Genomic DNA, 19,954 nt, shown 5'->3' on the forward strand with positions numbered 1-19,954 from the left:
CAAACATTCTAACATATAATTATAAAAACTAAGCTTATGTATAACAGGTATTTTCTTTTGCTGGTATCTTTCCTGATAAGCAATATTGCATATGGTCAGAAAACAGCACCTTATTTTGGTAATGTACAGCCTATTAACGGATATAGCCGTGAAATAGCCGGTGAAAACATTGATTATTTCTCCGCATTTCCGGATCATGCCACCCGTGCATTACTTACCCGCACCACAGATGGAGCGAAGGTTATAGAATGGGAAACAGCCCCTGTACCACAAAGAAATACCGGTCCTTATGTATATTTCAACTGGTTGGTTTCACATTCATCAGGTACCAGTGGAGGAATTCGTAATTTTGATCTGTATATTGATGATCAGAAGGCATTAACCCTCAGCACCTATCCTGCTAACCAACGTCCAGATTGGATTTCCAAAGCGGCAGACAGTACTGCATTTGTATTTCATCAAACTAAAACGGACGGTCTGAAAGACTCTTATGGAATTGCCTATTTACGGGTTCCGGTCAGTAAAATAACTCCGGGTAAACCTGTCCGCTTAAAACTGATAGGACAGGCCCAGGGCAGCCGGGACTGGTTTATGACTTATAAATTTACTTTTGAAGAAAAAATAGACGCAGCTTCTACTCCTTTTATCCTGAAAGATGGAAAGCGCCTGATCACTCTTACTACTCTACATTTTGGGCCGGATCAGAAAATAACAGCCACAATAGACGGCAAAGACCATCATTCTTTTACTATGCCGGATGGAATCAAAACTTTTGATATCCCTGTTACTTTGTCTCCGGAAGGAGGTGTGGTACAACTGCTGGTTACTTCAGGAAAAAAAGAACTTTTCCGAAAAAATATTGAGGCTGGAAAAGTAGTTCTACGCACCCTTTATTTTATCCATCATTCCCATACTGATGTGGGGTATTCTCATCTTCAGGCTGAAGTAGAAAAGATCCATACTCAAAATATCTATGACGCTATCAAAATGGTTGAAGAAACGAAAAACCTCCCGGAAGAAGCCCGTTTCAAATGGAATGTGGAAGCGCTCTGGGACGTTGAAAACTTCATGAAAAATGCTACTGCAGACGACAAAAAATCGTTTGTAAAAGCAGTAAAAGAAGGGGGAATCGGACTTTCTGCCATGTATGGCAATATCTTAACGGGTCTGAGCCAGCCGGAAGAACTTTACCATTACACAGAATATGCACAGAAACTCGAAAAAGAATATGGGTTGAAAATCAACAGTGCAATGATGTCAGACGTACCTGGATTTGCCTGGGCATTAGTCCCGGCCTTAACATCATCCGGAGTAAAATATTTTTCCAGCGGACCTAATTATTTAGGAAAAACCAATCCATATCTGGGGGATCGTGTTGGGAATTTTGTAAAAAACTGGGGCGATAAACCTGTATGGTGGCAGTCTCCTTCCGGAAAAGAGAAAATATTATTCTGGACAGCAGGAAGAGGATATTCTTCATGGCACGGCGTACATCCCGGAGCGGTATTCGAAACCGGTCAGAAAAAAATTGCAGAATATCTGGATGATCTTACCAAAGCAAATTATCCATATGATATGGTACAATGGCGTTATAACATCGTAGCAGACAACGGGCCTATAGATCCTTCAATATCAAGGTTTGTAGATGAATGGAATAAAAAATATACTTCGCCTAAGATCATTCTGAGCACGAATGAAAAAATGTTTGAAGTATTTGAAAAAAAATATGGTGATCAGATTCCTGTAGTAAAAGGTGATATCAGCCCTTATTGGGAAGACGGTGCCATGTCTACAGCCAGAGAAGAAGGAATCAACAGGAACAGCAGTCTGAAATTGCAGCAGCTTACTACACTTTACGCTATGCTGAAACCTTCTCAATATAACAGTCAGCGATTTTATGAAGCCTGGAGAAATGTGATTCTATTTCATGAACATACATGGGGGGCATTCAATAGTATTACAGCTCCCGATCTTCCATTCGTGGCAGACCAATGGAAAGTGAAAAGACAGTTTTCACTTGACGGAAATTCTCTTTCGGAAAAATTGGAAAATGAACTGTTGCAGCCATTAACAGATCTCTCCTCCAAAACAATCGCTGTCTTCAATACCTCATCATGGGCAAGAAGCGGAGTGGTTACAATTCCGGAAACGACTCTGGGAAATGCCATTCAGGATATTGCCGGAAATAAAATACCTCTTCAGAAACTACAGAACGGAACAATGGTATTCTTTGCCAAAGATGTTCCTGCATTAGGATCCAGTGTTTACACTATTACCAAACATAAAACAATAGATTCTCATCCCTTTACGATTACAGACACCGGAATTTCCAATGGAAAAGTAACACTCGCATGGGATCGCAAAACAGGAAGTATTACCCGTTTTACAGACAACAGTTCAACGAATTATGCGGGAAGTTTTAATAATCAGGGATTGAACAGTTATTGGTATGTCCCGGGGTCTGATCCTAAAGAAGCGGTCTCAAATGCTGATGTAATGGTAAAAGTATTGGAAAACGGTCCACTGATCGCCAAAGTTTCCATTACATCAGAAGCTCCGGGAGCTAAAAAATTGGAAAGAATCATTACACTGACAGCCGGAAGTGATGAAGTTGCGCTGGAGAATATTGTAGATAAAAAACCTGTCCGCACAAAAGAATCTGTGCATTTTGGTTTTCCTTTCAATGCTGACTTTAAAAACATCACCATAGATGCAGGGTATGGAACGATGAAATACCTTACAGATCAGCTTCCCGGTTCCAACATGGATTATGGATACAGCCGCCGCTGGGTAGATGCATCTTCCGGGCAAAAAGGAATGCAGTGGATGATGCTGGAAACTCCATTGATTGAGGCAGCAGAAATGATCGATGAAAGAATGACTATTGACAACAGCCACAAAAAATGGAAAGACCAGGGAACTCCCGGAACAACTCACTGGTTCAGTTATGCAATGAACAACTACTGGCACACCAATTATAAAGCAGATCAGGAAGGGCCTGTACATTATCATTATACGCTCCGCCCTCATTCTGGTTTTAATGCAGTGGAAAATGAAAAATATGCTGCAGCTTTTACCCAGCCTCTTATCGCAATTCCTGTGAAAGAAAAATCATCTGCTGGAAAAAGCCTTTTCCGTATCCATAATGACCATATTGTGGTGACAAGCGTAACCCCACAGGAAGACAAGAGTTTCCTGATCAGGCTTTACAATCCTTCTGAGAATGAACAGGCAACTTCCTTTTTATGGGATCAGATCAAGCCCTCAAAAATTATTGAGACTAAAACCGGAAATATATGGTCTCCTACCGAAGAGATTCGTTTATCCGGAATGGATGTGATGGAAATCAGAATAGTTCCTTAATTTTTGGGACTACGGAAGAGGTTATATTATTTTAAAACTACTTAAAGCAAATGTCAAAACCAGTACTTGCCATAGATATGGGTGGAACCAGAATTAAAATAGGAATCATAAAAGAGGGTACTATCCTATCTTCTGTATCTATTGATGCGAATTCCGGCAAAGGTCTCAGACAGAGATTGCCCTTCATAAAGGAAACGGTAGAAAATATGCTCAATCAGCAGCGGCTTTCTACCACTGATATCGCCGGGTTAGGAATCGCTTCTCCGGGTATTGTAGACCCTATTCAAAAAAGAATTCTTTCCATTGATAAAAAATTTGGAGATGCTCCTGATATCGATCTTGAAGAATGGTGTCTCCAGACCTTCAATCTGCCTTTCACAATAGAAAATGACGCCCGTTCCGCATTGTTGGGAGAATGGAAATACGGTAATGTCCAACATTATGATAATATTGTTTTGATGACATTGGGAACCGGAGTCGGAAGCGCTGCCGCTATAGAAGGACAATTGCTTAGAGGCAGACATTTCACAGCCGGCATATTGGGAGGACATTCTGTTATCAACTATAAAGGAACTTCCTGCAATTGTGGAAACAAAGGTTGTGTAGAAACTGAAGCGTCTACCTGGAACCTTCCGGGCATGGCAGAATCGCACAAAAGTTTTACCGGAAGTAAACTGTCTGCCTACCCTGTCATTGATTATGAACTCGTTTTCAGACTCGCTGAAGAAGGGGATATCACTGCTTTATATCTTCGTGATCAAAGTTTAGAGGTATGGTCAGCAGCTGCCATTAATCTTATTCATGCCTATGACCCGGAAGTTCTTGTATTGACGGGCGGCATTATGGCCAGCAGTTCACAAATTATCCCCTATATCAAGCAATATGTAGAAACTCACGCCTGGACTCCATGGGGAGAACTACCTATCGAAGAAGGAGTATTCCCCGGTACTGCAGCTTTGCTCGGCATCGCACATCTTATCAATCATTAATAAAAAAAGAATGAAGTAAGGCAGCTCAATTTTCCTGAAGTGAAGAACGACGATAATAAGCCTACCCCATTCGACCATAAAAAAATAAACGGATGAAATCAAATTTCAATAAGTTTCCTGTCATTAGAATACCCAACCATCACTGCATAACAGGCTGGGAAAATATTTTCAGAGAAATTAAAAAAAATAAACTCACAACAGTTGCCATTGAATGCTACCCCGGTGTTTTCATCAAAGAAATCATAGGAGTTGTACAGGAACTTTTAAACCCAGGAATGATCATTGATACTTCAGAAGCGATGAAACCTGAAGATGACGTTGCTGCAATGGTACAGGAATACGTTACAGATGACCCTGTATTTGGCTATATTACTCCATTGGAACTGGAAGATTATTTTGATTCTTCAAAAGTACTGGAACTTCAACAAAAGATTAATACCGTCAAAGACTGTACAGTGGTTATAGGTCCGGGAGCAACTTTACTTGCCTCAAAGCCTGACCTTTCCCTCTATGCAGATATGCCGCGATGGGAAATACAGATGCGTTTCCGAAACAATACCGCCTGTAATCTGGGCAGAACAAATTATGCAGATCCTTTTTCCTATCAATACAAACATGCTTATTTTGTAGACTGGCGCGTGTGTGACCGTTATAAAAAAAGAATCCTTAATACCTGTCATTTTGTTTGGGATACCACCATCCCCCATCAGCCTAAAATGATAAGTACTGATGCTTTGTTTGATGCTCTGCAGCAGACTGTACAACAGCCATTCAGGGTAGTGCCTTTCTTTGACCCGGGACCGTGGGGTGGTCAATGGCTCAAAGAAGTCTGCGATCTGGACAGAAATACTCCCAATTTTGCCTGGGGTTTTGACTGTGTACCTGAAGAAAACAGTTTGCTGTTAGAATTTGGAGATCAGGTTGTGGAAATTCCATCTATCAATCTTGTGTTTTTTCAGCCGGATGCTTTACTTGGAAAAGAGGTCTATGAAGGATTCGGGGATGAGTTTCCTATCCGTTTTGATTTTCTGGATACCATGGAAGGTGGAAATTTAAGCCTGCAGGTACATCCATTAAAAGAATACATCAGAGAAAAGTTCGGCATGTCTTATACTCAGGACGAAAGCTATTATATGCTAGATACCGGAGACGATGCTTTTGTTTATCTTGGTCTTAAAGAAAATACAGATCCTGATCAAATGATGAAAGCTCTTTCCGAAGCACAAAATAATCATCATCCTTTTGATGCAGAGCAGTATGTACAAAAATGGCCCGTCCATAAACATGATCACGTATCTATTCCTGCCGGAACTGTACATTGCTCCGGGGCAAATTCTGTAGTACTCGAAATAAGTGCTACACCTTATATTTTTACTTTTAAACTCTGGGATTGGGGAAGAATGGGACTAGATGGTAAACCCCGCCCAATATCCCTCGGGCATGGAAAAAATGTAATACAATGGGACCGTACTGCTTCATGGAGTCAACAGCATATCCTCAATCTTACAGAACCTGTTGCTGAAGGAGAAGGCTGGCGCGAAGAACGCACCGGGCTGGATGCCTGGTCATTTATTGAAACCAGAAGGCATTGGTTTTCTCAAAAAGTTCATCATCATACGCAAGATGTTGTGAATGTACTCAATCTTGTGGAAGGCCGTGAAGTGATTATTGAAAGTCCGGATAAGAGCTTTGAACCCTATATTGTTCATTATGCTGAAACCTTTATTGTGCCTGCCCATGTGGGAGCTTATACCATTACCCCGCATGGTGAAAGTGCAGGTAAGGAATGCGTAACGATCAAAGCCAGTATCCGTACAGAAATGATTGCAAGTAAAGTTTTAAAATAAAAGGTATGTCAAACACCTCATCCAATATTATTTATAAATCGACTCTCGTAGCTTCTGTAGGTGGCTTACTATTCGGTTATGATACGGCTGTCATTTCGGGAGCTATCGGTTTTATGAAAATCTATTACCAGCTTTCTGATATCATGACCGGCTGGGTGGCTTCCTGTGCTTTATTGGGATGTATCATCGGAGCTATGTATTCAGGCAAGCTCAGTGACCAGGTTGGAAGAAAAAAAGTATTAATGCTCTCAGCTCTGTTATTCACCATTTCTTCTATAGGAACAGGATTCGCTCCCAATCTTTGGATTTTTGTCCTCTTCCGGATTATTGGCGGGATGGGAATCGGAATCGCATCTATGCTTTCTCCGATGTATATTTCAGAAATGGCGCCTGCAGCAATTCGCGGTCGTTTGATATCTATCTTTCAGCTGGGAATTGTAACCGGTATTCTTGTTATCTATTTTGTGAATGCTTATATCGCCGGCATCCATAATGAAAGCTGGAATATTTCTACAGGATGGCGCTGGATGTTTGGATCGGGAGTTATTCCGTCAATAATTTTTATTCTGCTATTGTTCACCGTACCTGAAAGCCCCCGCTGGCTTGCAAAACAGAAAAGAAATACTGAAGCATTGAGTATTCTTACCCTAATAAATGGATCAGCAGCGGCTCAGCAGGAACTGGAAGCTATCAATGAATCCCTAACAGACGAAACTCCTTTCTCTTTTTCTGATATAAAGGAGCCTACATTACAACGGGCTCTTATCATTGGTGTTTTTCTTGCTGTATTTTCACAGATCACGGGAATCAATGCAATCATGTATTATGCTCCGGAAATTTTCAAATCAACAGGTGTAGGGTCAGATTCTGCATTTATGCAAACTATTCTGGTAGGGGTTATTAACCTCATCTTCACTTTTGTTGCTATAAAATATGTAGATCTCTGGGGCCGGAAAAGGCTTCTTCTTCTGGGAATTTCCGGTATGGCCATCTGCTTGTTGATTGTAGGTTGGGCTTTCTATACCGGGCAACAGGGGTATCTGGTGCTTATCGCAATCCTTGGTTATATCGCCTGCTTTGCTATGTCATTAGGCCCCTTAACATTTGTTGTGATCGCGGAAATTTTCCCTACAAAAGCCCGTGCTACGGCGATGTCTGTGGCTACTTTTTTTCTTTGGCTTGCCGTATTTCTGGTATCTCAAACCTTTCCTGTTCTTATAGGATCTGTTGGAAATGCCTTTACATTCTGGATTTATATGATGATCGCTGTACTTGCTTTCCTCTTTATCTGGAAAATGATTCCGGAGACCAAAGGAAAAACACTGGAAGAAATAGAAGGAACCTGGGAAAACAAGAAATAATTTCTCATTTTCTAATCCATAAAAAATCCCATTTTAGCAGACACTAAAATGGGATTTGTATTATTTACTTATTTTGGGTTATCTTCCAAAGTCATCCTGTACTCTTACGATATCATCTTCGTCTGAAGGATTGGATGCATCGGTATGCTGCCAGATTTCAGCTACGATTCCCCAGCCTGTAAGACCTATCAATCTGTGTCTTTCTCCCTGCTGAAGTTTCACCTGATCTTTCGGTCCATATTCTCCTAACTCTCCTTCTTCATCAGTATTGCTTCTTTTGATGCCAACAGTTCCTTCCACTACCTGCCAGATTTCGGCTCTTCTGTGGTGATACTGCCAGCTTAATCTTGCTTCCGGAGCTACGATAAGAATTTTCGGGCTTAGCTTCCCTCCTATTCTCAGGTTGTCTACATCAATCCCATCAAAATATTGGTTAGCAAAATCCTGTGCCTGCGTTTCATCAATCACAAAGAAACCTCCCCATGGTCTTTTATCATCTTTTGCTGCGATGTTAAAACCCTGTGTCTGCAGCATGCTTTCTACTCTGTCGAATATTTCTTTTTTTTCTGTACTCATACAGCTTCTATTTCTAAATTAAAAATTATTTATTTGATTCTTCTTTTGACATTGAATATGGAAAATCTTTTTCCTGTGAACCTCTTTCTTTATTAGGTTTGTTATCCATTTTAAAGTCTAAAACAGTTCCTTTCATCAGTTCTTTATGGCTCAACCAGTTTTTGGAGTAAGGCTGTTGGTTTACGTTCAATGATTTTACATATAGATTTTCGGCATTGTTTTCCGGAGCTTTTATTTCAATTTTCTTACCATTTTCAAGGTGAATGGTAGCTTCTTTAAATAAAGGTGCACCTAATACATACTGATCTGTTGCCGGCGTTACCGGATAAAATCCAAGGGCTGAGAAAATATACCATGCAGAAGTCTGTCCGTTATCTTCATCACCGCAATATCCGTCAGGAGTAGCGTGATACAATTTATTCATCACTTGTCTTGCCCAATATTGAGTTTTATAAGGTGACCCTGCATAGTTATACAGATAGATCATGTGCTGAATAGGCTGGTTTCCGTGGGCATACTGTCCCATATTCATGATCTGCATTTCTCTGATCTCGTGGATGACACCTCCATAATAACTGTCATCAAAAACCGGAGGTAATGAGAACACTTCATCTAATTTGGCTTCAAATTTCTTTTTCCCTCCCATCAATTCTGACAAACCGTCGATGTCCTGGAAAACAGACCATGTATAATGCCAGCTGTTTCCTTCTGTAAATGCATCACCCCATTTGAAAGGATTGAAAGGTTTCTGGAAGTTACCGTCTTTATTTTTACCACGCATTAAGCCTGTTTCCTTATCGAATACATTTTTGTAATTATAGGCTCTTTTCTTATAAATATCAATCTCTGAAGCGGGTTTTCCCAATGCTTTCCCTAACTGATAAATTGAAAAGTCATCATATGCATACTCCAATGTTCTTGCTGCATTTTCATTGATTTTTACATCGTAAGGAACATAGCCTAATCTATTGTAATATTCTACGCCTGCACGGCCTACCGCTTCTATAGGACCTTCGTTATTCGCTCCGTGTTTTACTGCCTGCCAAAGCGCTTCCGTATCATATCCGCGAAGGCCCTTGATGTAAGCATCTGCTACTACAGAGGCAGAATTGTTTCCAATCATAATATCAGAATATCCTGGGCTGCTCCACTCCGGTAAGAAGCCTCCTTCTTTGTAAGCATTCGCCAATCCTTCCTGCATTTCTACATTAATACTTGGATAAACAAGATTCAGAAAAGGATATAAAGCACGGAAAGTATCCCAAAAACCGGTTCCTGCAAACATTCTTCCGTCAACAATTTTCCCGTTGTAAGGACTCCAGTGTTTTATTTTGTTTTGAGCATCTACTTCATATAACTTTTGTGGGAAGAATAAAGTCCTGTACAAAGAGGAATAAAAAGTTCTCATCTGTTGATCAGTTCCTCCTTTTACGTCTATTTTTCCTAAAGTTTTATTCCAGATATTTTTAGCATCGGTTTTTACCTGTTCAAAATTTTTGGTTCCGATTTCTCTTTTCAAATTCAGTTCTGCCTGTTCAAAGCTGATGAATGATGAAGCCACTTTTGCATACACCGTCTCTTTATTTTTAAGCTTAAATCCTACGACAGCTCCTGTATGATCGCTGGTAATTTCTAATTGGTCATTAACCAGTTTATCATCTTTCCAGGTTTTTGTCAATTCAAAATCTTTATCAAACAGAACGACGAAGTAGTTTTTAAAATTATCATATTTCCCGGTAGAATATTTTGTGGTATAGCCCAGGATTTTTCTTTCTTTAGGTAAAATCTTGATGTAAGAACCTTTGTTCAATGCATCCACAACGATGTAAGCGCTGTCTGTTTTTGGAAAATCAAATTTAAAATAAGAGGCTCTTTCCGTAGGGGTAAATTCTGTGGTTACATTGATGTCCGCAAGATATACACTGTAGAAATAAGGAGTGGTAACCTCAGCTTTATGGCTGAACCAGCTCGCTCTGTCGTCTTCTTTAAATTTTACTTTCCCTACTCCCGGCATGATGGCAAATGCGCCATAATCATTCATCCATGGAGAAGGCTGATGCGTCTGTTTAAATCCTTTTATTTTATCTGCATCATAACTATACGCCCATCCGTCACCCATCTTACCGGTCTGTGGGGTCCAGATATTCATTCCCCATGGAAGTCCGACTGCCGGATAGGTATTTCCATTGGATAAGGAAGGTTTTGACTGCGTTCCCATCAAAGGATTCACATAATCTACGGGAGATATGTTCTGACCAAAGGCCCAGGCCTGTAATAGCAGTAAGCAAGTAGAAAATATAAACTTCATTGTATCGTTTCGTTTGTTAATTTATATACGCTTTTTTAATGCATAGCTGGCAGCTCCAAGAATGGCTGCATCTTCAAATATGGCAGAAATTTTAACCTGCAAGTTAATATTATTCTTTGTTAAATTCTGAATAAATCTTTGCTCAAAGTGATGATACGCTTTCGCAATATTACCTCCTATAACTAAAACTTCCGGTTTGTAATGATTTACATATTTCACAATAAATTCTGAGAAAGAATCTGCATATTCATCAAATATTCTGGTTTGTATTTCAGCTGGCTTATCCAACAAATCTTTGGTCCCTGAAATTTCTTCTCCAGTCAAATCTTTGTAGCGGTTTACAAACCAGCGTGTTGCCAGATAATCTTCACTGATAGAATCTTTAAAAGGAGAATCCCATAAGTCTTCATCGGCAGCAAATTCTCCGTTGAAGAAAGTCGTTCCCAATCCTGTACCGAGAGTCACTCCAAAAGCACTGTCGAATCCCTGAGCACATCCTCCGAATACTTCTCCTTCCATAAAGGCAGCCGCATCATTTACAAAATGAATCTGCTCCTGAGAAACAGACAATCTTTTTGCCAGTTCTTCTTTGATATTCACCTGATAGATATCAATGAACTTTCCCTGCTGCATTAATGATATTCCTTTTTCATAATCGAAAGGTCCCGGCATTGCGATACCGATTAAAAGATCTTCTTTTACCAGATCATGAGCCACTTTATCAATGGCTGATACCCATGCAGCGAAAATAACCTCTTTATTTTCAAAAGCATCTACATGTTCTCTTACATAGGTTGAAGAAATGATTTCACGTTTTTCAGGATCTACCTGAGCCAGCGTGATGTGTGACCCTCCAATATCGATTCCTACTATATTCTGCATTATTTTTTATTTTAAATTCAAGACATCCCTGTGACTGAAAAAACAGACAAACAGGAGTACATATCCTGTCTGTCTGCTTTGTATCTCAGACTTTATATTATTAATTCTGATAACGATCTTATTATCTGAATTTTACTTAACAATAATTTTACCCGTCGATATTACTTTACTATTTGTGGATGTAATCTTGTAAATATAAGTACCACTGATTAAATCCTGTGTATTGACTGCGTTATTATTTTGATTAATGTTCTGTTTTTTGAATAGTTTTCCTGATGCATCATACAACGCCACTTCACTGGCAGAGTTGTCGCTGATGGCAAAATGAATATCATTTCCTCGTTTCACAGGATTCGGGTAAACAGAACTGCTCTCTTTTACGGCTTCAACATCTTTTACGGCAAGAGATGACGCACAAGCAACATCTGTTCTCCAGTTGGCATCTGTCATATTGACCAAGGTTGCAAAATGAGTGTTTGCCGTAGCGTCTAATGCTCCTAAGCCACTTCCTTCATCCATTTTCCAGTTGGCTTCAAGGCCCGTAGAGTTGGCAGGAACATTACAGCTATTGCTCAATATTTCCTGTGGTGTCAATGCTTTTTTCCAAACTCTGAATTCATCTAGGAAACCATTGATTGTACGGGAATTGTCATAATTTCTACCCAGATAAAGAATACCGTTTGCAGTAAAATTACCCGTCACTGCAAAGCTTGCATCAAGGGTTCCATTGACATAAATTTTCATTGCTGCCCCATCATAAGTCGCTGCAATATGATACCATGTATTGGTATTGAATGCTGTATTCGTGTTAAGCTTCACCTGTGATGAACCGAAGCTCAGAATAAACTGAAGTTTGTTGTTCGCCAGGTTTCCGTCCCCGAATCTAAGTATTGCTGAGTTATTATCTCCTACTTCAACACCCATTACTGAGGAAATATAAGGGAAGCCAGTTTTGAAAGCATTTACTTTTACCCATCCTTCGAATGTCATCGCATTTCCGCTTAAATTAAATTGCCCTGCATTAAGATAGTGGGTACTTCCATTGAAAGAAAGAGATCTTGCTCCAGGACTTGTAACAGGAGTAAAACCGCTGTTGAATGCCCCTTCTCCCGAATAGGTACTTGTAGTTCCTCCCGCACATGTAGCCTGTACTTTCCACACATAGCCTGTATTAGGCGTAAGGTTTTGTAATGAATAAGAGTTGGTTGTAATATTCGGAATTTCAGACCAAGTTGTTGCTGCTGTTGTTTTATATTGCAGCGTATATGAAGTTGCATTTCCTGCATCCCATGATAACTGAGCCGTATTACCAAGGAAACTTCCGGAAGTTAATCCTGATGGCGTAGTGCAGCCACTTCCGGAGTTAAACCTTGGTGCAAAAATATAAGTACTTGTTAATGTAGGAGAACAGTTAGATTGTATTCTCCAATCATAATCTGTATTCAGAGTAAGATTGTTGATCACAATATTATTTCCTGAATAATTATTGGCTGCGTTCGTCCATACTGTTGAATTCGCAGGTTTGTAATCAATATTATAAGACTGGGAAGCATTCGACGTCCAGTTTAGTTTCGCTGAAGTTCCCGTTACATTGGAAATGTCCAGTCCCAATGGTGGATCACAGCTTTGTCCCTGAGACCATGAATATAATGGTCCGCTTAAGAGTGTATTTTCGTTGTAAAGAATATTGGAACCTGTACTCAGATAGCTGGCAACATTAGTTCCCGGCAGGTCGTACCACATGAAAACGCCATATTGGTCATTCTTTGTACTGGTTGCTAAGCTTGCCAGTGTAGTGGCAGATGTAGAGCTTGGATTCGAGTTTTGTACCCAGGTTGCAGCTGCAGAAATTTTGGATTTATCAAGAGGAGGAACAACAGGAGCATTGTACGTACTATACATCGCATTCCAGGTGTAATTGATATAATTTCCTGCTAAATCTCCATTATAAGTTTGTCTTGTCGTAGCTGGGCCATAATAATAGAACGTAATCAGTTTATCGGGCATTGCTGCTTTCAATTCCTGTAATAACATTACAAAAGAACTGTTATTAGGCTGCCCGGTTCCGTTATTTCCATATCCTGCATATTCATCATCCAGATCCACTCCATCCAAACCATAGGTATAAACGGTATGAGCCACCTGTAGAGCAAAGTCTTTTGCTGCTTCACGGTTTGGAAAATTAGAAATTCCGGCTCCCTGGTGATTTCCTAAAAGATCCAGCAATACTTTAATTCCTTTTTGCTGTAAAGGTTTTACATAGGTATTGACATCATTCAGGACTTTGGTAACGTTGTTATTATTTGAAATATAAGCACGGTTTTTGGAAACATCATAGTTGATATTCGCTGCAAAAATAATGGCTACATCAAAAAGCTGTCGGTTGGTATTCTGCAAAGTATAGGAACCTGCATTCAGCATATTGTTATTGTTCACTTCCACATAGCAGACTCCCAAAGGATCAAGCTGCTGTGCTTTGAGTGTTGGAGCTGATTGAAGCATCAGAGCCATTAAGGGAATAAAAAAGGATTTTTTTCTCATAGTATATCAATTTTGTAGTAGAAAAATCATTGGGCCGAAGCCCAATGACAGGGGTTATTATTTTACAATTAGTTTTTCGGATTGTTTTAGGCTTCCATCATGAGATTCAAACTGAACGATGTAGTTTCCTGCTGAAATTCTGCTTAATTCATATTGATTCTCTCCTGGGTTCAGTGATTTTGTGTCTACGATTCTTCCGTTAAAATCATAAACCATCAATTTCCCTTTGCTGTATTCATCCGGAACAGAAACTGTCAATGATGAAGATTTGCTTACCGGATTAGGATATAATTTTATTTGATTTTTAATGTTGGTCTCTCCCGTATTGATCGCCTTTTGACCCACAATTCTTGCCAAGAGAGAACTTCCTGTTGTACATGGTAGATCTGTTCCCCAATTGGAAGCATCAACACCTGTTAATGTCAAAGTTGCTCCGTTTCCGGAAGTATCCTGAACCGTAGAACCGCTGCCTTCGTTAAATTTCCAGTAGGCAGCCAGTGAAGTAGCCGGAACGGATACATTACACATATTCTGACTGATTTCCGCCTGGCTCAAAGCACGTTTCCAAACTCTTACCTCATCTATTTTCCCATTGAAGTTTCTGGAAGTATTATATAAATATCCTACATTGAATGCTCCTGTTGAATTCACACTTCCAGTCTGCGCTTTAGTGGCATCCAGAACTCCGTTGATATACAATTTCATATTGGCTCCATCATAGGTAGCTGCTACATGATACCATGTGTTGGCATTCAAGGCAGTTGCAGAAGCCAGTTTTTGCTGTACATTATTAATACTTACAACAAACTGGAGTTTATTATTAGCCAGGCCAGCATCTCCTAATCGTAAGAATGCAGAATTGCTATCGCTTACTTCTGTTCCCATGATAGAAGAAATATACGGAGACGCCGATTTGAATGATGAAGGTTTGATCCAGCCTTCAAAAGATAATGCAGATCCGCTCAGTGTAAGGTTTCCGGCAGCTCCTGATTCACTGGTTCCATCCAGAGATAATGCGTAAGACCCTGTAGGGGTTGTTCCTGAAGTACTTTTAAATCTTGGGGCAAACATATAGGCACTTTTCACGCTGCAGTTGGTTCTGATTCTCCAGTCATATTCGGTATTGGCTGTTAAGCCGGAAACCGTTACTGAAGTGGAGCTGGTTGCTGATACCGCGTTGGTCCATGTGGTTGAAGAAGCTGATTTATAATCAATATCATAGGTATTGGTTCCTACGGCTGACCAGTTCAGCTTTGCACTTGTTCCTGTAAGATTGCTTGTATATAATCCGATAGGAGCATCACAATTGGTACCTTGTGTCCACGATTGTAGAGTTCCACTCAAAACCGTTGGCTGTCCATATAATGTTTGAGTTCCTGCTGAAAGTTGTGCTGTTTCATTCGTTCCGTGGAGATCATACCACATAAATACGCCGTATCCTCCATTTTTGGTCTGAGTTGCCAGACTGGTTGTTGTAGAATTGGAAGTATTTCCCATCCATACGGCTGCCGGAGAGATTTGTGCTTTGGTAAGTGGGGGTACATTCGGAGCGGAGAATGTTCCATACATCGCGTTCCAGCTGTAGTTTACATAATCTCCCACTCTTAATCCATTCCAGGAAAGCCTTGAAGCGGCATCGCCATAATAATAGAATGAAATAATTTTATCGGGCAACAATGCCTTCAGCTCCTGAACAAGCATAACAAAAGAGCTGTCATTAGGCTGCCCTGTTCCGTTCTTTCCATATTCTGAATATTCATCATCAAAATCAATTCCATCAAGACCATAGGTATTCACTGTATTGGCCAACTGTAATGCAAAGTCTTTTGCAGCTTCACGAGTAGGAAAATTACAAATTCCTGCTCCCTGGTGATTTCCCAAAATAGTCAGTACTACTTTCATTCCTTTTTGCTGAAGTGGCTTTATGTAAGTATCTGCATTGGTAAGAACCTTGGTTACGTTGTTATTGGAATACAGATAAGCTCTTCCACGGCTAGTATCATAATTAATATTGGCCGCAAAAATATTCACCACATTAAACAGATAGCTGTTCGATGTCTGCAGTTTATACGCTCCTGCGTTCAGGAGGTTGTTGTTATTCACTTCCACATAGCATATTCCTGTAGGACTAAGCTGTTGTGCGTTAATCAGAGAACCTGACTGAAGCATCACTGCCATCAGCGCGGTAAAGATGGATTTTTTTTTCATTGTATAATTTTTTTAAGGTGTTTTGGTGTGTGATTTTTATATAGCAATCCCCTGACACCTTCTTTTTTGGGAAGGAATCAATGATGAAAAAGCTATATAAAAGGGTGTGCTATGTCAGTAGCTCTGGGTTTTCGTTAAAGGTTTTCCATAACAATTCTCCAAATAAGGTATTGGCCCATGCAAACCATTCTCTGGTGAACTTTTTGGAGTCGTCTTTATGGAAGGATTCATGCATAAAGCCTGTCCCGCCGTGCGTTTTCTGTAAGGTATCTATGCTCCATTTGATCTCACTTTTGTCTTTTGTAGTGAGTGCCTTCATAATGATACTCATTGGCCAGATCATGTCTAGTCCGATATGTGGACCACCTATCCCTTCTGCCAGCTTACCTTTGAAGAAGAACGGATTATTTTCTGACCACACAAATTTTCTTGTATTCAAGTAAACAGGATCATCTGCTTTCACCGCATCCAGATAAGGTAATCCCAGTAAACTAGGACAGTTTGCATCATCCATCAGGTTATAACTTCCGAAGCCATTTACTTCAAAAGCATATATTTTTCCGAATTCAGGATGATTGTAAATTCCGTATTTTTTAATGGCTGTCTCTACCTCATCAGCAAGGCTGTTCAGTTGTTGAGCCAATGTTTTTTCATTTTTAATCTGAGCAACCATTTCCGCAGCCTGACGTAAGCTTACCACGGCAAATAAGTTGGAAGGGATCAGGAATCCATAGATGGTAGCATCATCACTTGGACGGAACATAGAGCTGATCAATCCTACAGGTTTTGTCGGATAGCCATATCCTCCCATAGGAACTCCATCTGTAGCCCAAGCTGTTGTACGCTCGAATTTGTAAGGTCCCAGATCATGTTTTCTCTGCTGTTCTGTGAAAGTCTGCAGCGTAAGTTTAATTCCCTTCAGCCAGTTGGCATCGAAAGGTTTTGTATCTCCTGTTGTTTTCCAGAAATGGTATGCCAGACGGATAGGATAGCAAAGAGAATCAATTTCCCATTTTCTTTCATGGGTGCCCGGTTTCATATCGGTATGGTCGTATTCTTTCCATTTACTGATCTTCTGATCATCGTTGTAGAAAGCATTGGCATAAGGATCTTTAAGGATGAAAGTGGTCTGTTTATGAATAACTCCTGAGATCAGCTTATGCAGTTTTTCATCTTTTTTCGAGAACTGCAGATAAGGAAAAACCTGTGCGGAACTGTCACGAAGCCACATCGCATCAATATCCCCAGTGATCACATAGGTATCCGGTGTTCCGCCGGTTTCTGTATAGTAAACAGTAGTATCTAATGTATTTGGGAAGCAGTTTTCAAAGAGCCAGCTTAGTTCTTTGTTTTTTACTTTCTTTTTAAACGCTGCAATAGCACTTTCTACGGATTCGCTGGTAAAATGTCTTTTATCTTTAGGAACACGGACAACAGGAAAATCGTCCAGTACTAAATTTTTAGCAAAAACATTCTGAGTAAACAGCAATCCGGCTCCTGCCAGTGCACTTGTTTTAATAAAATTTCTCCTTTCCATTGATACTTTTGTTTCGTTTATTTTTATGAGTCTTATTTTACCGGTTTGCTACCCATGACGAATCTCAATTCACCACCGTTCATGATATCGCTATGATTCAACTCCCAGCTTTTGTATTCTTTTCCGTTAAGGAACATTTTCTGTACATAGATATTCTTGTCGGATATCTTGTCAGCGATCACGGTAAAAGTCTTTCCATTTTCAAGCTTTAAAGAAGCTTTCGGGAATTGTGGAGCTCCGATGGCATAAACTGGTTTCCCCGGTGTCACAGGATAGAATCCTAATGATGAGAAGATATACCATGCTGACATTTGACCGCAGTCTTCATTGTTAACAATTCCATCTGGCTTAGCAGCGTACATATTGTCGCGGATATATTTTACCATTTTCTGAGTCTTGTAAGGACTTCCCGCATAGTTGTACAGGTATGGAACATGATGTCCTGGTTCATCCCCGAATCCTAAAGATCCGATGAATCCTGAGATATCTACGTGCTGTTCTCCTTCCATATGAAGCGCTTCTGTAAAAGTTTTATCCAGTTTTTCTTCAAATCCTTTTTTACCACCGTACAGATTCATCATTTCGTCAATCTGATGTGGCACAAAGAAATCATACGCCCAGATATTTCCTGAAACCCAATGTGGCTGTAGTTTTTTCCAGTCGTTAAGGGTAAAATCTGCTAAGAATTTCCCGTCTTTCTGTCTTGGCCAGAAGTGATTATTTTCTTTATTGAAGGTATTCAGGAAGTTCATAGAACGTTTTTTATACACTTCTGATTCTTCTTTCTTCCCTAATTTTTCAGCAAGCTGCTGAATACACCAGTCATCGTATGAATATTCCAGTGTTGCAGAAACGGAAGCTCCGTTTTCTGATGGGGTATAACCTAGTTTAATATAATCATTCAGACCTCCGCCACCATCACTGCTGCTCATTTTATCTGTTAAAGAAGCATCTTTCATTGCAGCAAATGCTTTTTCTCCATCAATACCGGGAACTCCTTTTGAAATGGCATCCCAGATTACCGATGCACTATGATAACCCAGCATACAGAAATTATCATATCCGCACAATTCCCAGATCGGCATGTGGTCTTTACGATCTGTATATCTGCTGATCAAAGAGTTGGCAAATTCTTTTGTATGTTTCTGATCCATAATGGTTAATAGCGGATGTGTTGCTCTGAATCCGTCCCAGTAAGAATACGTGCTGTAGTTGGTGAACCATTTGGTATTCATGTTTTCCTGAGCAGCAACATAGTCTCCATTCACGTCCATGTATAGGTTGGGTGCAATGAAGGTATGGTAAACTCCGGTATAGAAAATTTTTCTCTGGCTGTCGGTTCCTCCTGTTACCTGGAATCTTCCGATCAGATCTCTCCAGGTCTTTTGAGCAGTTTCTTTCGCTTTTGCAAAGTCAACATTTGTTGCTTCTGTATCGAAGTTTTCCTGTGCGTTTTCTGTACTCACCGGAGATAATGATACTTTTACTTCAATGCTTTCCTGATCCTCAGTTGAAAATCTTACGAATGCTTTAGCATCTTTGGCAAGGGCAATTTTTTCATCATTTTTGATTTTTCCGTCAGCATAAACGCCGTAAGACTTAAACGGTTTGGAAAACTCCATCACGAAGTAAGCAAATCGTTTACCTCCCCAGCCATTGCTGTAACAGTACCCTTTGATTTTATTATTGCCTTCCACACTTACTAAAGTATGGTAGATGTTTCCGAAGATTTTATTGGTAGGATCAATAATGATATTGGCTTCACTACTCTTTGGAAAAGTATATTTATGAAATCCTACTCTTGGGGAAGCAGTAAGTTCTGCTTTAATTCCATAACTGTCCAGCATTACGGAATAGTATCCCGGAGATGCTATTTCCTTATCATGCGTAAATTTTGAACGGTAACCAGTTTCAGGATTCTCTTCAGTTCCTGGAACCATCTTCACCTGTCCTACGGTAGGCATTACCAGAATATCTCCAAGGTCTGCCCATCCTGTTCCGCTCAAATGGTTATGACTGAATCCCATGATCGTCTTACTGCTGTAGTGATATCCGGAACACCAGTCCCAATCACCGCTTTTCGTATTCTGATCCGGACTTAGCTGTATCATCCCGAATGGAGTGGTTGCCCCCGGAAACGTATGCCCATGTCCTCCTGTGCCTATGAAGGGATCTACCCAGGATAAGACATCATTTTTATTTTGCTGTGCATTGGCTACAGAAATCAGAGTGGTAAAAAAGCAGATAAGCAGTTCTTTTTTCATGATAAGAGAGGTATCGGAGATTTTTTTGTTTAAAAGTTGGTTTAAAAATAGGAAAACCATTATAAAATTCCCAGAAAA

The 19,954-nt window shown here is 40.1% G+C and carries 11 protein-coding genes; 4 read left to right on the forward strand and 7 right to left on the reverse strand.

Annotation, left to right across the window (positions count from 1 at the left end; genetic code table 11):
- Positions 1-36: 36 nt before the first annotated feature.
- From AC07UM_RS11315 to AC07UM_RS11330, 4 genes are all read left to right on the forward strand, one after another.
- Complete coding sequence (locus tag AC07UM_RS11315) at positions 37-3,363, forward strand: glycoside hydrolase family 38 C-terminal domain-containing protein (RefSeq protein ID WP_494683407.1); 3,327 nt, start codon at positions 37-39, stop codon at positions 3,361-3,363.
- Positions 3,364-3,413: 50 nt separating this feature from the next.
- Positions 3,414-4,352, forward strand: coding sequence for an ROK family protein (locus tag AC07UM_RS11320; RefSeq protein ID WP_494683406.1), 939 nt, complete (start codon positions 3,414-3,416; stop codon positions 4,350-4,352).
- Between the two features lie 92 nt (positions 4,353-4,444).
- Complete coding sequence (locus AC07UM_RS11325; RefSeq protein ID WP_494683405.1) at positions 4,445-6,199, forward strand: class I mannose-6-phosphate isomerase; 1,755 nt, start codon at positions 4,445-4,447, stop codon at positions 6,197-6,199.
- Between the two features lie 5 nt (positions 6,200-6,204).
- Positions 6,205-7,560, forward strand: coding sequence for a sugar porter family MFS transporter (locus tag AC07UM_RS11330; protein WP_494683404.1), 1,356 nt, complete (start codon positions 6,205-6,207; stop codon positions 7,558-7,560).
- A gap of 78 nt (positions 7,561-7,638) precedes the next feature.
- Here AC07UM_RS11330 and AC07UM_RS11335 read toward each other — a convergent pair whose 3' ends face one another.
- From AC07UM_RS11335 to AC07UM_RS11365, 7 genes are all read right to left on the reverse strand, one after another.
- Positions 7,639-8,136 carry a cupin domain-containing protein gene (locus AC07UM_RS11335; RefSeq protein WP_494683403.1) on the reverse strand — a complete coding sequence of 166 codons (498 nt, stop codon included), beginning with the start codon at positions 8,134-8,136 and terminating at the stop codon, positions 7,639-7,641.
- Positions 8,137-8,161: 25 nt separating this feature from the next.
- Positions 8,162-10,444, reverse strand: coding sequence for a GH92 family glycosyl hydrolase (locus AC07UM_RS11340; protein ID WP_494683402.1), 2,283 nt, complete (start codon positions 10,442-10,444; stop codon positions 8,162-8,164).
- A 21-nt stretch (positions 10,445-10,465) separates the two neighbouring features.
- Entirely contained in the window at positions 10,466-11,326 is an 861-nt protein-coding gene (locus AC07UM_RS11345) for an ROK family protein (protein ID WP_494683401.1), read from the reverse strand.
- Between the two features lie 132 nt (positions 11,327-11,458).
- Positions 11,459-13,867, reverse strand: coding sequence for an endo-beta-N-acetylglucosaminidase H (locus AC07UM_RS11350; RefSeq protein ID WP_494683400.1), 2,409 nt, complete (start codon positions 13,865-13,867; stop codon positions 11,459-11,461).
- A gap of 57 nt (positions 13,868-13,924) precedes the next feature.
- A complete protein-coding gene (locus tag AC07UM_RS11355) occupies positions 13,925-16,075 on the reverse strand; it encodes an endo-beta-N-acetylglucosaminidase H (protein ID WP_494683399.1) in 2,151 nt (716 codons plus the stop codon).
- Between the two features lie 109 nt (positions 16,076-16,184).
- Positions 16,185-17,612, reverse strand: a complete 1,428-nt coding sequence (locus AC07UM_RS11360; protein ID WP_494683398.1) for a glycoside hydrolase family 125 protein — start codon at positions 17,610-17,612, stop codon at positions 16,185-16,187.
- A 32-nt stretch (positions 17,613-17,644) separates the two neighbouring features.
- Complete coding sequence (locus tag AC07UM_RS11365; protein WP_494683397.1) at positions 17,645-19,876, reverse strand: GH92 family glycosyl hydrolase; 2,232 nt, start codon at positions 19,874-19,876, stop codon at positions 17,645-17,647.
- Positions 19,877-19,954 lie beyond the last annotated feature (78 nt).

Source organism: Chryseobacterium sp. GW821-FHT04C04, from assembly GCF_059420365.1.

What these genes read in the sequence shown, in the direction of transcription:
- AC07UM_RS11365 (WP_494683397.1), bottom strand. Translation starts at nt 19,876, where the DNA reads ATGAAAAAAGAACTGCTTATCTGCTTTTTTACCACTCTGATTTCTGTA.
- AC07UM_RS11335 (WP_494683403.1), bottom strand. Translation starts at nt 8,136, where the DNA reads ATGAGTACAGAAAAAAAAGAAATATTCGACAGAGTAGAAAGCATGCTG.
- AC07UM_RS11360 (WP_494683398.1), bottom strand. Translation starts at nt 17,612, where the DNA reads ATGGAAAGGAGAAATTTTATTAAAACAAGTGCACTGGCAGGAGCCGGA.
- AC07UM_RS11345 (WP_494683401.1), bottom strand. Translation starts at nt 11,326, where the DNA reads ATGCAGAATATAGTAGGAATCGATATTGGAGGGTCACACATCACGCTG.
- AC07UM_RS11340 (WP_494683402.1), bottom strand. Translation starts at nt 10,444, where the DNA reads ATGAAGTTTATATTTTCTACTTGCTTACTGCTATTACAGGCCTGGGCC.
- AC07UM_RS11320 (WP_494683406.1), top strand. Translation starts at nt 3,414, where the DNA reads ATGTCAAAACCAGTACTTGCCATAGATATGGGTGGAACCAGAATTAAA.
- AC07UM_RS11330 (WP_494683404.1), top strand. Translation starts at nt 6,205, where the DNA reads ATGTCAAACACCTCATCCAATATTATTTATAAATCGACTCTCGTAGCT.
- AC07UM_RS11315 (WP_494683407.1), top strand. Translation starts at nt 37, where the DNA reads ATGTATAACAGGTATTTTCTTTTGCTGGTATCTTTCCTGATAAGCAAT.
- AC07UM_RS11350 (WP_494683400.1), bottom strand. Translation starts at nt 13,867, where the DNA reads ATGAGAAAAAAATCCTTTTTTATTCCCTTAATGGCTCTGATGCTTCAA.
- AC07UM_RS11325 (WP_494683405.1), top strand. Translation starts at nt 4,445, where the DNA reads ATGAAATCAAATTTCAATAAGTTTCCTGTCATTAGAATACCCAACCAT.
- AC07UM_RS11355 (WP_494683399.1), bottom strand. Translation starts at nt 16,075, where the DNA reads ATGAAAAAAAAATCCATCTTTACCGCGCTGATGGCAGTGATGCTTCAG.